General features: G+C 74.0%; 10 protein-coding genes. 7 read left to right on the top strand and 3 right to left on the bottom strand.

All coding sequences use genetic code 11. The annotated features are described in order from the left end of the window. The first annotated feature begins 113 nt into the window (after positions 1–113). Together ABD292_RS26905 and ABD292_RS26900 are read left to right on the top strand one after the other, a co-directional pair. Positions 114–974 (top strand): enoyl-CoA hydratase-related protein, encoded by an 861-nt coding sequence (locus ABD292_RS26905; RefSeq protein ID WP_344211966.1) that lies wholly within the window; start codon positions 114–116, stop codon positions 972–974. Between the two features lies 1 nt (position 975). Beyond that, the gene (locus ABD292_RS26900) at positions 976–1,935 is read left to right on the top strand and encodes an alpha/beta hydrolase (protein WP_344211964.1); all 960 of its coding nucleotides are present in this window, start codon (positions 976–978) and stop codon (positions 1,933–1,935) included. Here the strand turns inward: ABD292_RS26900 and ABD292_RS26895 are convergent. Beyond that, complete coding sequence (locus ABD292_RS26895) at positions 1,908–3,407, bottom strand: alpha/beta hydrolase family protein (RefSeq protein WP_344211962.1); 1,500 nt, start codon at positions 3,405–3,407, stop codon at positions 1,908–1,910. The two genes, ABD292_RS26900 and ABD292_RS26895, sit on opposite strands and share 28 nt — an antisense overlap. 107 nt (positions 3,408–3,514) lie before the next feature. Between ABD292_RS26895 and ABD292_RS26890 the strand changes: the two genes are divergently transcribed. Genes ABD292_RS26890 through ABD292_RS26880 form a run of 3 tightly spaced genes read left to right on the top strand, consistent with a single transcriptional unit; the run spans position 3,515 to position 9,291 of the window. Continuing rightward, on the top strand, positions 3,515–4,636 hold the full coding sequence (locus ABD292_RS26890; protein ID WP_344211960.1) for an exonuclease SbcCD subunit D: 1,122 nt from the start codon (positions 3,515–3,517) through the stop codon (positions 4,634–4,636). Further along, complete coding sequence (locus ABD292_RS26885; protein WP_344211958.1) at positions 4,637–8,359, top strand: AAA family ATPase; 3,723 nt, start codon at positions 4,637–4,639, stop codon at positions 8,357–8,359. Between the two features lie 41 nt (positions 8,360–8,400). Beyond that, positions 8,401–9,291 (top strand): NAD-dependent epimerase/dehydratase family protein, encoded by an 891-nt coding sequence (locus ABD292_RS26880; protein ID WP_344211956.1) that lies wholly within the window; start codon positions 8,401–8,403, stop codon positions 9,289–9,291. A gap of 6 nt (positions 9,292–9,297) precedes the next feature. Here ABD292_RS26880 and ABD292_RS26875 read toward each other — a convergent pair whose 3' ends face one another. Further along, entirely contained in the window at positions 9,298–10,137 is an 840-nt protein-coding gene (locus tag ABD292_RS26875; RefSeq protein ID WP_344211954.1) for a class I SAM-dependent methyltransferase, read from the bottom strand. Positions 10,138–10,232: 95 nt separating this feature from the next. Continuing rightward, the gene (locus tag ABD292_RS26870) at positions 10,233–10,868 is read right to left on the bottom strand and encodes an HAD family hydrolase (RefSeq protein WP_344211952.1); all 636 of its coding nucleotides are present in this window, start codon (positions 10,866–10,868) and stop codon (positions 10,233–10,235) included. Between the two features lie 93 nt (positions 10,869–10,961). On the opposite strand from ABD292_RS26870, the gene ABD292_RS26865 reads away from it, so the two are divergent. Further along, entirely contained in the window at positions 10,962–12,254 is a 1,293-nt protein-coding gene (locus ABD292_RS26865) for an MFS transporter (protein WP_344211950.1), read from the top strand. A gap of 89 nt (positions 12,255–12,343) precedes the next feature. Next, positions 12,344–13,657: an NAD(P)/FAD-dependent oxidoreductase gene (locus tag ABD292_RS26860; protein WP_344211948.1), complete on the top strand. Its 1,314-nt coding sequence runs from the start codon at positions 12,344–12,346 to the stop codon at positions 13,655–13,657.

Here is a 13,657-nt window from a genome sequence, read left to right as displayed (position 1 = left end):
TTTCCCCGTAAAGGTCTCCATAGGCCACCGGACCGAGGCGGCAGCATACGCACCGAAAACGAATGATGTCGTTATCGGCGGGTGAACACCACTGACCGAATAAGATTCGGTTCATGGCCTTCACCGAGATCGCGTACGACGTGGCCGACCGCGTGGCCACCCTCACATTGTGTCGCCCTGAGCGGCTGAATGCGTTCACGCACACCATGCGCGTCGAGCTCATCAAGGCGTTCGACCGGGCCGACGCCGACGACGGGGTCCGCGCGGTGGTGGTGACAGGCGCGGGCCGGGCCTTCTGCGCGGGTGCGGACCTCGGCGGGGGCGGCGGCACGTTCGGCCACCGGGAGCGGGGCGAGACCGTCGAGGGCGCGCCGCGCGACGGCGGCGGCACCGTGGCCCTGCGCATCGCCCGCTCGCTCAAGCCGGTCATCGGCGCGATCAACGGCCCGGCCGTGGGCGTCGGCGTGACGATGACGCTGCCGATGGACGTGCGGCTGGCGGCCGAGTCGGCGCGCTTCGGGTTCGTCTTCGCCCGCCGCGGCATCGTCACCGAGGCGGCGTCGAGCTGGTTCCTGCCGCGGATCGTCGGCATCGCGCAGGCCATGGAGTGGGCGGCGACCGGCCGCGTCTTCCCGGCCGCCGAGGCGCTGGCGGGGCGGCTGGTGTCGCGGGTGCTGCCGGACGCGGAGCTGCTGCCGGCGGCGTACGCGCTGGCCAGGGAGATCGCCGACAACACCTCGGCCGTCTCCGTCGCCGCGATCCGCCGCCTGATGTGGTCCGGGCTGTCGGCGAGCTCGCCGTGGGAGGCGCACGCCGCCGACTCGCGGCTCATGGCCGAGCTGGGCGGCGGGGCCGACTCGGTCGAAGGGGTGACCGCGTTCCTGGAGAAGCGGCAGGCCGACTTCCCGATGAAGGTCAGCGAGGACCTGCCGCCGGGTGTACCGTCCTGGCCCGACAATCCTTATGGTGTCTGACATGTACGAAATCACCACTCTGCGGCTGCCCGACGATTTCGAGGGCGAGGTCGTCGCGACCCTGGTGGCGAGGACCGCGGGCGCCGCGTCCCGCAGGGCGGTGCTCTACCTGCACGGCTTCACCGACTACTTCTTCCAGGACCACCTGGCCGAGCACTACGTCCAGCGCGGCATCGACTTCTACGCCCTCGACCTGCGCAAGTACGGCCGCTCCCTGCTCCCGCACCAGACCAGGGGCCTGATCAGGAGCGTCACCGACTACTTCCCCGAGATCGACGAGGCCGTCCGCCTCATCCGGCGCGACCACGACGAGCTGACACTGAACGCCCACTCCACCGGCGGCCTGGTCGCCGCCCTGTGGGCCGACCGGGTCCGCGGCCGGGGGCTGGTGCAGGGGCTCGCGCTCAACAGCCCGTTCTTCGACCTCAACGTGCCCGCGCCGCTGCGGATGGCCGCCGACCTGCTGCGGACGCCGCTGTCGTACACCCGCCGGCCGCTCCCGCTGGGCGTCAGCACCGTCTACGGGCAGACGCTGCACCGCGACCACGGCGGCGAATGGGACTACGACCTGGAGCTCAAGCCGCTCGGCGGGTTCTCGGTGCACGCCATGTGGCTGGCCGCCATCCGGCGGGCCCAGCGCCGCCTGCACAAGGGGCTCGCGGTGGACGTGCCCGTGCTGGTGCTGGCCTCGTCGAACGGCCTGCGGGTACGCGACTTCGTCCCGGAGGCGCGTTCGGCCGACATCGTGCTCGACCCCGCCCACATCGCCCGCTGGTCCACCTCGGTGGGGCCGCACGTCACCTGCGTACGGATCCAGGACGGCGTGCACGACCTCGTGCTGTCGGCCGAGCCGGTGCGCAAGCAGGTCTTCGCGGAGCTGGACCGCTGGATGAGCACCTACATCCACCAGGGAGACGCTCACCAGGGAGACGCTCACCAGGGGAACGCGAAGAGGCCGTAGTAGGCCGCCGCCACCATCAGCAGGCCGGTGCCGCCCAGCACGCCCGCCACCGCGACGTGCTGCCAGCGGCCCGGCCGCATGCCCTCGCGCAGCGCCGACAGCACCGCCGCCACCGCCGTGACCTCCTGCACCAGCATGAGCACGGCGAGGATGCGCACCACGAGCCAGCCGGCCAGCACCGCCGGCCACGCGCCCGCCTGGTTGATGGAGAACAGCACCAGCAGCGTGATGAACGCGACCACCGACGCCAGCAGCCCCAGGCTGGTCCACGCGATCCTGACCAGCCGGCGCCGGATCGGCGGCCACAGCCGGGCGTTGGCCTCGGCGACGACGAGCGGATGTCCGCGGCCCCGCAGCCGGACGACCACGGCGGCGACCGGCCCCGCCACGTAGCCGACGGCCGCTAAGCAGATCGTCAGGCCGAGCATCGTGCCGCCCGCGTACCAGGGGGCCGCGGGGACGTCGCTCGCCTCGAACCGCTGCACCGGCGTCGCGCCCGCCAGGTGCGCAGCCGGCTTGGCCGTGGCCGGCAGGCCGCTGATCCAGTTGCCGAGGGTCTCCAGGTAGCCCTTGGCGAACGGCCCGCCGCCGACCCGCATGGCGTGGTCGCCCTGGCCGATGAAGCGGATCGTGTAGTCGTCGTTGCCGGCCCTGCCCATCGCGGTGACGAGCGCCTTGGTGGACTCGACGAAGGGGATCGAAGGGTCGGTCGTGCCGTAGAACGCGAGGACCGGCACCTTGATCCCGCTCAGCGCGGGCATCGCGTCGTAGCGCAGGAACGTGAAGCCGACCCCGCCCATCGCCCTGGTCAGCAGGTCGCGCGCGCCGATGGGAGCGCGCAGCCGCAGCAGCTGCTCGTTCAGCGCCCAGGCGACCTGGCGCAGCGGGGAGACGTTCGGGGACGACACCAGCACCACGAACCCGACCGCCGCGCTCTTGGCCGCCGCGATCGGCACCACCCAGCCGCCCTCGCTGACGCCCCAGACGCCGACCCGCGCCGGGTCCACCTCGGGCAGCGCGCGCAGGTACTCCACCATGCGAAGGGCGTCGTCGGCGAGCAGGCCGAAGTCGCGCTCGCGGAAGTCGTAGCCGACCGTGCGCTTGTCGAAGGCGATCGTCACCACGCCCGCCTTGGCCAGGAACTCCGCCTGCGGCGTGAACTCGGTGCGCGAGCCGTTGCCCGACCCCGACACGAACACCATCGCCGGATGCCGCCCCGGCGTCAGCGGCGTGCGCAGCGTGCCGTAGAGGCGCTGGCCCTCCGCCGCGACCGAGATCTCCTGCCGGCGGATCGCGGCGGTCGCCGCCGGCGGCTTCAGCTCGTGCTCGGGCTGCGGGGGGATCGCCTGGAAGGCGGGGTCCGCCTTCAGCGGCGGAGGGTCGAAGGCGGGCGGCAGGACGTAGCCGACCGTCGCGAGCGCCACCAGCACCAGACCGGCGGCGATGCTCAAGGTGCCCCGGCCCGTGCGCATCGGCCTCCCCATGTGCGTTGGTTTGCCCGCCGATCTTCTAGCGTACTCCCGGCTCCTGGGACCAGTGGGGCCACATTTGTCGGTGAGAGCTGTTAGCTTCCTGCGACATGCGGATCCTGCACACCTCCGACTGGCACCTCGGGCGGGCCTTCCACCGGGAGAGCCTGCTCGCGGCGCAGGCCGCGTTCGTCGACCACCTGGTCGAGACGGTGCGGGAGGAGCGGGTCGACGTCGTGGCCGTCGCCGGCGACGTCTACGACCGGGCGCTGCCCCCGGTCGACGCGGTCGCCCTGCTCGACGACGCGCTCGCCCGACTGACCGGCGCGGGCGCGCGGGTGGTGCTCATCAGCGGCAACCACGACTCGGCGCTGCGGCTGCGGTTCGGGTCGGCGCTGTTCGAGTCCGCCGGGGTGCACGTGCGCTGCGCGCCCGAGCGGGCCTGGGAGCCGGTGCTCGTCGACGGCGTCGCCTTCTACGGCATCCCCTACCTGGAGCCGGAGCTGGTGCGGACGCCGTGGGAGCTGCCCGACCGCAGCCACACGGCGGCGATCACGTACGCGATGGACCGCGTCCGTGCCGACGCGGCCCGCCACCGCGCGGCCGTCGTGCTGTCCCACTGCTTCGTCACCGGCGGGCAGGCCAGCGACAGCGAGCGCGACATCAGCGTGGGCGGGGTGGCGCACGTGCCGCTCGCCGCGTTCGACGGCGTCGACTACGTCGCGCTCGGTCACCTGCACGGCCGCCAGCGCATGTCCGAGACCGTGCGCTACTCGGGCTCGCCGATCGCCTACTCCTTCTCCGAGACGGGCCACGTGAAGGGCTCGTGGCTGGTCACGCTGGGGGGCGGTGACGGGTTCTGCGCCGAGTTCGTGCCCGCGCCGGTGCCCCGTCCCGTCGGACGGCTGCGCGGCGAGCTGGAGCGGCTGCTGGCCGATCCGCGGCACACCGCCGTCGAGGACCACTGGCTCCAGGTCACCCTCACCGACCCCGTACGCCCCAAGGCGGCCATGGACCGGCTGCGCGCCCGCTTCCCGCACACCCTCGCCCTCGCCTTCGACCCGGTCGAGGCCGCCCCGGCCGCGCAGCCGGTCCGCCTGAGCGGGCGGCCCGAGGCCGAGGTCGCCCTCGACTTCGTCCGCGAGGTGCGCGGCGAGCCTGCCGCACCCGAGGAGGAAGACCTGCTAAGACGGGCCATCGAGGCGTCGAGGACAAAGGAGACGATGGCGTAGATGCGGCCTCACCGGCTGACGCTGACGGCGTTCGGCTCCTTCCCCGGCACCGAGACGGTCGACTTCGACGCCCTGGCCGAGGCGGGCCTGTTCCTCATCCACGGGCCGACCGGCGCGGGCAAGACCACCATCCTCGACGCCCTGTGCTTCGCCCTCTACGGGCAGGTTCCCGGGCAGCGCAACAGCGCCCGCAGCCTGCGCTGCGACCACGCCCCGGCCGGCACCGGGCCGTCGGTCACCCTGGAGGCGACCATCCGGGGCCGCTTACTCCGCGTCGAGCGCTCCCCGGCGTGGCTGCGTCCCAAGCTGCGGGGCAGCGGCGTCACGGAGGAGAAGTCCAAGGTCATCGTCTCCGAACGCCGCGACGGCGCCTGGCACGGGCTCACCACCCGGCTGGACGAGGCCGGCGACCTGGTGGGCGGGCTGCTCGGCATGAACGCCGAGCAGTTCTGGCAGGTGGCGATGCTGCCGCAGGGCGACTTCGCCAAGTTCCTGCGCGCCGACGGCGAGGAGCGCGGCAAGCTGCTGGAGCGGCTGTTCACCGTCAAGGTGTTCACGGCGGCGGAGGGATGGCTGGCCGAGCAGCGCAAACTGGCCTGGCGGGAGGCGCAGGAGCTGCGGCGGCAGGTGGACTTCGCCGTCCAGCGCGTCGAGGAGGCCACGTTCGACCCCCTGATCCCGCTGCCCGCCGCTCCCGATGACGGGGCGCCCTCGCGCGACGACGATCCCCTGCGCTGGGCGGGGGCGCTGCTCGCCGCCGCCAGGGCGGTGGCCGTACGTTCCGAGGAGGAGCACGAGGCCGCCGCGCGGGCGCTGCGCGAGGCCCGCCTGCGCTTCGACCAGGCCGCCGCCCTGGCCGACCGGCAGCGCCGTCACGCCGACGCGCTGGCCGCCCGGCGTGCGCTCGACGAACGCGCCGACGAGCGTGCCGACCTCCAGGCCGTCCTCGACGACGCCGCCCGCGCCGACCGGGTCATCCCGCTCGTCACCGCCGTACGGCAACGCGAGGAGGCCACCGCCAAGGCCCGCACCCTGGCTGCCGACGCCCTCGCCCGCGCCCACCCCCTCCTGCCTCCGTCGTCCCTGCCTCCGTCGTCCCTGCCTTCGTCGTCCCTGCGTTCGGCGGATGAGCTGGCCGCGCTGGAGCGGGACCGCCGGGCCGAGATCGCGCGCCTGTCGGAGCTGCTGACCGAGGAGTCCAGGCTCTCCGGCGTACGGCGTGACCTGCTCCGCGTCGAGGAGGAGCTGACCCGGCTGGCGGCCGAGGACGAGCGGGTGGCCGCCCGGCTGGCCGCGCTCCCCGCCCTGATCGAGCAGGCCGAGGCCGAGCTGGCCCGGTGCCGCGCCGCCGCCGCCAGGATCCCGGCCGCCGAGGCCGTACGCGACGCCGCCGCCGACCTCATCGGCGTCGACAGGGAGCTGGCGGGGCTCGCGGCGGAGCTGGAGACACTGGAGCGGCGCGAGGCGGAGGTGTCGGCCGCCGAGGCCGAGCTGCCCGCCCGCCTGGCCGCGTCGAGCGCCGCCCTGGAGGAGGTGCGCGCCCAGGCCGCCGCCATCCCGGCCGCGTCCGCCGCGCTCGACGCCGCGCGGGCGGCGCTGGAGACCGTACGCCGCCGCGACGCCCTGGCCGCCGAGCTGGAGACCGCCACCGCAGCCCATCAGGTGCTGGTCGACCAGGCCCAGGCGCTCCGCGAACGCTGGCTCGACCTGCGCCAGGCCCGGATGGACGGCATGGCGGCCGAGCTGGCCCGCGACCTCGCCGACGGGCGCCCGTGCGCGGTCTGCGGCTCCGAACACCATCCCCATCCGGCGTCCCCGGCCCCGAGCGCGCCGTCCGCCGATGACGAGCGGGCGGCCGAGGACGCCCACGAGAGCGCCCTGGCCGAGCGGGAGGCGTCCGAACGCCACCTCGCCTCCCTGGGGTCCCGGCACGCCGACGCCGCCGAGGCCACCGGCGGCCTCGACCCCGAGACCGCCGCCGACCGCGTACACCAGGCGGAGGAGGAGCTGTCCCGCCTGCGGGAGGTGGCCGGGCGTGAGGCCGCCCTGGCGGCGGCGCTGGAGCGGGTCGAGGCCGAGCGAGAGCGCGTACGCGACCAGGCGGCGAGGGTCGCCGAGGAACTGGCCGCCTGCCACGCCCACCGCACCCACCTGGAGTCCGCCCGCACCCGCCTCCACACCCGCCTGACAACCGACCACACCCGCCTCCGCACCCACCTCTCCCGGCCGGACACGGGCACGCCCGAAGCCGCGATGGGCACGCCCCTCACGCCCGATGCGGCCGCCACCGACGCCACGGCGTCCGATGCTGCTGTGGCTGGTGTCGGCGCGCCCGATACACCCGATGCGACCGCGCCCGATGCGGCCGTGCCTGTCGCGCCCGACGCCGCTGTGCTCGATGCGGGCGCGTTCGCTGGCGCTGTGCCCGATTCCGTGATGCCTGATCTCTCCGCGCCCGACGCCGCTGTCGCGGTGCTGGCGGAGGTCGAGGGGGAGCTGAGGCGGTTGCGGCGGGCGGCGGAGTTGGAGAGCGGGGCGGTGCGGGAGGCGGCGCGGCGGCGGGAGGAGGCGCGGGAGCAGGAGGAGCGGGCGCGCGCGGTCGCCTCCCGGCTGGCGGCGGGCCGCGCCCGGCACGAGGAGCTGAGCGCCGACGCCGCCCGCCTGGCCGCGCGGCTCGACGCGGCGCGCGGCAGTGACGCGACCCTGACCGCCCGCCTGTCCCGGCTCACCGACGAGGCCGAGCTGCTGCGCGAGGCGGTCGAGGCCACGAGGGCCGCGCTGGCGGCGGACGACGAGCTGGCCCGCGCGCGAGACCAGGTGCGGGAGGCGGCGGCCGAGGCCGGGTTCGCGGACGTCCAGGAGGCCGAGGCCGCCTACCGCGGCCCCGCCGAGCGGGAGCGCAAGGCCGAGGCCCTGCGGCGGCTCGACGACGAGCACGCCGCCGTCACCGCCGCCCTCGCCGATCCCGAGCTGGCCGCCGCCGCGGCCGAGCCCGCCCCCGACCTGGCCGGGGCCGCCGCCGCCCGCGAGGCGGCCGAGCAGGCGCACACGAGCCTGGCGAGCGTACGCGACCGGGCCGCCGCCCGCGCCCGCCGCCTGGCGGAGCTGGAGGCCGAGCTGTCGGCGTGCGTCGAGCGCTGGCGCCCGGCGGAGGAGCGGCACCGCCTGGCCGAGCGCATGGCGGCCCTGACCGGCGGCACCTCCGGCGACAACCGGTGGAGCATGAGCCTGTCGTCGTACGTCCTCGGCGAGCGGCTGCGCGCGGTCGTCGAGGCCGCCAATGAACGGCTCGACCACATGTCGGCCGGCCGCTACCTGCTCCAGCACGACCTGCGCAAGACGGCCGGCTCGCGCGGCCGTTCGGGCGGCGGGCTGGGGCTGCGCGTGTCCGACGGCTGGACCGGCGTCGACCGCGACCCGGCGACCCTGTCGGGCGGCGAGAGCTTCATCACCTCCCTGGCCCTCGCGCTCGGCCTGGCCGACGTGGTCACCGCGGAGGCGGGCGGCGCGGAGATCGGCACCCTCTTCGTGGACGAGGGCTTCGGCACGTTGGACGAGGACACCCTCGACGGCGTGCTCGACATCCTCGACGGGCTCAGGGACGGCGGCCGGGCGGTGGGCATCGTCAGCCACGTCGCCGAGCTGCGGTCCCGGATCACCGCTCAGCTCAAGGTCACCAAGACCCGCAGAGGCTCGGCGCTCGCCATTTCCGGGGTGGGATGATCTTGCAGGATCCACCACTAAGCGGCGAAGGAGACAAACCCATGCGTGTCGTCGTCACGGGGGCCCACGGCAAGGTGGGGCGCGCGGCCGTCCAGGCGTTGCTGGCGGCCGGTCACGAGGTGACCGCCTCCGATGTCACCCGTCCGGTCTGGGAACGGGAGGATCCAGGCACCCCCCGCTACGTGCAGGCCGACCTGACGGACGCCGGTCAGGCGTTCGCCGTGGCGCGCGGGGCGGAGGCGGTGGTGCACGCGGCGGCCATCCCCGACCCCACGCACAACCCGCCGCACGTGGTGTTCCAGAACAACGTCATGGCGACGTTCAACCTGGTCGAGGCGGCCGTGCGCTTCGGCGTGAGCAGGTTCGTCAACATCTCCAGCGAGACGGTGCCCGGGTTCTTCTTCGCCGAGCGGCCGTTCCTGCCGGACTACGTGCCGGTGGACGAGGAGCACCCGATCCGGCCGCAGGACCCGTACGCGCTGTCCAAGCACGTCGGCGAGCAGCTCATGGACGCGGCCGTGCGCCGCTCCGACCTCAGGTGCATCTCCCTGCGGCCGAGCTGGGTGCAGCACGAGGGCAACTACGAGCGCAACCTCGGCCCGCAGGTGCGCGACGTCAGCCAGCCCGGGGCGGGGCTGTGGAGCTACACCGACGCCTACGACCTGGCGGACGCGATCGTGCTGGCCGTGGAGTCCGACCTGCCGGGCCATGAGGTGTTCTACATCGCCGCCCCCGACAACGCGGGCGGGCACGACTTCGCGGCGGCGCTGCGCGAGCACGTGAGCGAGACGATCGAGCTGCGGCCGCTCGCCCGTCCCGACGCCTCGGGCGTCTCCTGCGCCAAGGCGCACCGCCTGCTGGGCTGGACCCCGAAGCGGTCGTGGCGCGACTACCTGGACGAGAACGGCCGCGCCCGCGTCAAGGAGGGCTGACGGCGTTCAGGCGGGGGTGGCGACGACCAGGCGGCACAGGTCCACGCTGACCGGCGTGGCCGCCGTCCGCGCGGCCACCGCCGGCAGGTCGGGCTGGCGCACGTGCTCGACCACCCGCAGCCCGTGCCCGGCCAGCAGCGCGGTGACCGACTCGGGCGTGTGGAACGTCAGCCAGGGCTCGCCGCGCTCGGCGGCGGCGGGCAGGGCGTAGCCGGCCATCTCCGCGCCCAGCGCGTCCCGGGCTTCGGGCGGCAGGGCGTACTCCATGACGAGCTCCGAGCCGGGCGCGAAGGCGGCGAACGCGGCCAGCGTGGCCGACACCGCCTCCGCCGTGAGATACATGCTCACCCCGAGCCAGCTCACGAACGCGGGCCGGCCGAACGCGAATCCCGCCGCGCCGAGCCGGGAATTCAGGTCCTCCCTCTCGAAATCCACGCCGACGAACGTGAGAAATTCCGGCACCGAAATGCCGGCGTCGGCGAGGAGCCTTTTCTTCCATTCCTGGGTCGCCGGATGGTCCACCTCGAAGACCCGGATCCGGCCGCCGGCCTGCCGGTAGGCGAAGGTGTCGAGGCCGGCGCCGAGGCTGACGTACTGCGTGAGGCCGGAGCCGAGCAGGCGGTCCTCGGCGTGCCGGCTGCGCGCGGTGACCTGCGCGCGGGTGCCGGACAGGATGAGATGGCCGCCGTGCAGGCGGTGGTAGCCGAGCAGCTCGCCGGCCCGCTCGCCGAGCAGTGGAGCGGCCAGACGGTCGGCGAAGATGTGCGGGGGCTCGTCGACCACGAGGTGGGCGGCGCGCGCGGCGGCGGCCATCATCGCGGTCTGGCTGGGTTTCTCGCTGAACACGCGGCGATATTAGCCACGGCATTTATGGGAATGCAAACAGCATAACACATCAATGTCAATTTGCGATAACAAGAGAAAACCCGAACGGGAGAATTTCAGTCCAGCCTGGTGAGCAGTTCGGGGAGGCCGGCCGGGTCGTGGAACAGGTGGGTGGCGCCCGCACCGGTCAGCCGGGTGGGCGGGTGGAAGCCGCCCGCGTAGGCGAGGCACCGCATGCCCGCGCTCACCGCCGCCATCACCCCGAACGGGCTGTCCTCCACCACGACGCACCGCTCGGGGTCGGCCCCCATCGTGGCGGCGGCGTGCAGGAACAGGTCGGGCGCAGGCTTGCCCCGCGGGACGTCCTCGGCGCTGAACACCCGGCCCGCGAACCGCTCGGCCAGCCCGGTGATCTCCAGGCTGCGGCGGATGGTCCGGTGGCGGCCGTTGGAGGCCACGCAGCTCGGCACGTCGAGCTGGTCGAGCGCCGTCTCGATGCCCGCGATCACGCGCAGCTCGGCCGTGATCGCGGCCTCGTACTCGGCGTCGAGCTGTTCTCTCCAGCCGGGAGGGGTCTCGCCGACCTGCTCGGCCCAGAACTCGTTGGTGCAGCCCACGAAGCGCTCGGCGTACTCCGCCTCGTCGATCGACCAGCCCAGGCGTCGCAGCGCGGCGGTGCCCACGCGGACCGATATGGCCTCGCTGTCCACCAATGTCCCGTCGCAGTCGAAGATGACCAGTTCGACACCCAACGCGCCTTACCTCCCCTTGTTCGTTCCGACCCTATCGGCAGGTAGCGTTGACAGGTCGAGTCGCCGCACGTCAGTCCGCAGAGTGAGCCCCCAATGAAGACAACCCCCCGGCCGGACACGGCCGCCCCGAGCCGGTCCAGGATCGCGGTCGCCAGCCTCGCCGGCACCGCCATCGAGTTCTACGACTTCTACATCTACGGGACCGCCGCCGCCCTGGTGCTCAACACGGCGTTCTTCCCCGAGATGGACCGGGTGGCGGGCACCCTGGCCTCGTTCTCGACGTTCGCGGTGGCGTTCGTGTCGCGGCCGCTCGGCTCGGCCGTGTTCGGTCACTGGGGCGACCGCATCGGCCGCAAGTCCATGCTCGTCGTGTCGCTGCTGGTGATGGGCCTGTCGACGGTGCTGATCGGGCTGCTGCCCGGCTACGCCGCCATCGGCGTGGCCGCGCCCGTGCTGCTGGTGCTGCTGCGCTTCACCCAGGGCATCGGCCTCGGCGGCGAATGGGGCGGCGCCGCGCTGCTCGCCACCGAGCACGCGCCGCCCGGCAAGCGCGGCCTGTACGCGATGTTCCCGCAGCTCGGGCCGTCGGTGGGGTTCCTGGCCGCCAACGGGCTCTTCCTCGTGCTCGGCGAGGCGCTGAGCGAGGAGCAGTTCGACGGGTGGGGGTGGCGGCTGCCGTTCGTGGCCAGCCTGCTGCTGGTGATCGTCGGCCTGTACGTCCGGCTCAAGATCTCCGAGACGCCGGTCTTCAAAGCCGCGATGGACGAGCGGCGCATCGCCAGGGTGCCGTTCGTCGGCCTCATGCGGCACCAGTGGCGGCGGGTGCTGCTCGGGGCGGGGGCCATGACGGTCGCGTACACGCTGTTCTACACCGCCACCACCTACTGCCTGTCGTACGGCACCGGCACGCTGGAGATCCCGCGCACCACGATGCTCGGCCTCACCATGGTCGGCGTCCTCTTCATGGCGGCGGGGACGGTCGCCTCCTCGCTGGTGTCCGACCGGCTGGGCCGCCGGCGCACGCTGGTCGCCGGGTGCGGGCTGGCGATCGCGTGGGGGCTGGTGATGTTCCCGCTGATGGAGACCCGGTCGGTGGTCCTCGTCGGCGTGGCGCTGGCGGGCGCGCTCGGCCTCATGGGGCTGGTCTTCGGGCCGATGGGCGCCTATCTGCCGGAGTTGTTCCGTACCGAATACCGCTACAGCGGAGCCTCCGTCGCCTACAGCCTCGGCGGCGTGCTCGGCGGCGCGGTGCCGCCGCTGGTCGCGACCGGCATGCAGGCCGGCGGGCTCGGGGCGACGGCGGTCGGCGCGTACGTCTCCGCGATGGCCCTGCTGAGCCTGCTCTGCCTGCTCGCCCTGCCGGAGACCGGCGACCGGACGTTGTGAGCCGGACGTCGTGAGTTTTCCGCGCCGGGTTGTCACGTCCGGCGGCGCTGTCCCGTCCTCATGGTGAGAACCGAAAGGAGCTGGGGACAGTGAGCAAGCACATTCTGATCGTCGGCGGCGGATATGTCGGTTTCTATACCGCTCTGGGGCTGCGCAAGCTGATCCGTTCGGGAGAGGCGAGCGTGACCATCGTGGACCCGCGCGGCTACATGACCTATCAGCCCTTCCTCGCCGAGGCGGCCGGCGGCGCGGTCGAGCCGCGGCACGTCGTCGCCCCGCTCGCCCCGGCGCTGCCCGGCGCGCGCGTGCTGACCGGTCACGTCACCCGCGTGGACCACGCGGCCCGCACCGCCGAGTTCCAGCCGGTCCAGGGGCCGGCCAGGACTCTCACGTACGACATCCTCGTGATGGCGGCCGGCTCGGTCACCCGCCTGCTGCCCATCCCCGGGCTGGCCGAGCACGCCGTCGGCTTCAAGACCGTCGGCGAGGCCGTGCACCTGCGCAACCGCGTCCTCGCCCAGCTCGCCGCCGCCGTCTCGACCGACGACGAGCAGATACGCCGCCGGGCGCTGACCTTCGTGGTGGTCGGCGGCGGGTTCTCGGGCGTGGAGGCGCTGGCCGAGATGCAGGGCTTGGCCGACGAGGCCGTCCGGCACCACGCCGGCGTCGAGCCCGCCGACCTGAGCTGGACCCTGGTCGAGGCCGGCGAGCGCATCCTGCCCGAGCTGGACGCGGCGCTCGGCCGGTGGACCGTCGGCGCGCTGCGGGCTCGCGGCGTGGACGTCCGCGTCGGCGTCCGGCTGGTCTCGGCCGAGGGCGGCGTCGCCGAGCTGAGCGACGGCACCCGCCTCGACGCCGGCACGCTGGTCTGGGCCGCCGGCGGCCGGCCGAACCCTCTCGCCGCCGCCGCCGGCCTGCCCGTGGACCGGCTCGGGCGGATCGTCGCCACCGAATACCTGACGGTGGCCGGGGTGCCGGACGCGTTCGCGGCCGGTGACGGGGCCGCGGTGCCCGACCTGACCCGGCCGGGCGAGTTCACCGCCCCCAACGCCCAGCACGCGGTCCGCCAGGCCAAGCTGCTCGCCCGCAACGTGGTGGCCCACGTGCGGGGGCGGCGGCTGCGGCCGTACCGGCACGCCTACCTCGGGTCGGTCGCCGGGCTCGGGCACCACCAGGGGGTCGCCCAGGTGTACCGGCTGCGGCTGACCGGGTTCCTCGGGTGGCTGGCGCACCGGGCGTACCACCTGGCGTGGGTGCCGACGTTCGGCAACAAGGCCCGGGTGCTGACGGACTGGGCGCTGTCGGCGATCTTCCGCAGGGAGACCGTGCCGCTCCAGGCGATCGAGCACGCCGACGCCGACTTCCGCGCCGCCGCCGCGCTCGACGCGCCCCGGGCGGCCTGA

Origin of the sequence: Nonomuraea bangladeshensis, from assembly GCF_039529455.1 — a bacterium.
Taxonomy (GTDB): Bacteria; Actinomycetota; Actinomycetes; order Streptosporangiales; family Streptosporangiaceae; genus Nonomuraea; species Nonomuraea bangladeshensis.
This window is presented reverse-complemented; position numbering and strand designations above follow the sequence as displayed.

What these genes read in the sequence shown, in the direction of transcription:
- ABD292_RS26900 (WP_344211964.1), top strand. Translation starts at nt 976, where the DNA reads ATGTACGAAATCACCACTCTGCGGCTGCCCGACGATTTCGAGGGCGAG.
- ABD292_RS26905 (WP_344211966.1), top strand. Translation starts at nt 114, where the DNA reads ATGGCCTTCACCGAGATCGCGTACGACGTGGCCGACCGCGTGGCCACC.
- ABD292_RS26885 (WP_344211958.1), top strand. Translation starts at nt 4,637, where the DNA reads ATGCGGCCTCACCGGCTGACGCTGACGGCGTTCGGCTCCTTCCCCGGC.
- ABD292_RS26880 (WP_344211956.1), top strand. Translation starts at nt 8,401, where the DNA reads ATGCGTGTCGTCGTCACGGGGGCCCACGGCAAGGTGGGGCGCGCGGCC.
- ABD292_RS26865 (WP_344211950.1), top strand. Translation starts at nt 10,962, where the DNA reads ATGAAGACAACCCCCCGGCCGGACACGGCCGCCCCGAGCCGGTCCAGG.
- ABD292_RS26895 (WP_344211962.1), bottom strand. Translation starts at nt 3,407, where the DNA reads ATGCGCACGGGCCGGGGCACCTTGAGCATCGCCGCCGGTCTGGTGCTG.
- ABD292_RS26890 (WP_344211960.1), top strand. Translation starts at nt 3,515, where the DNA reads ATGCGGATCCTGCACACCTCCGACTGGCACCTCGGGCGGGCCTTCCAC.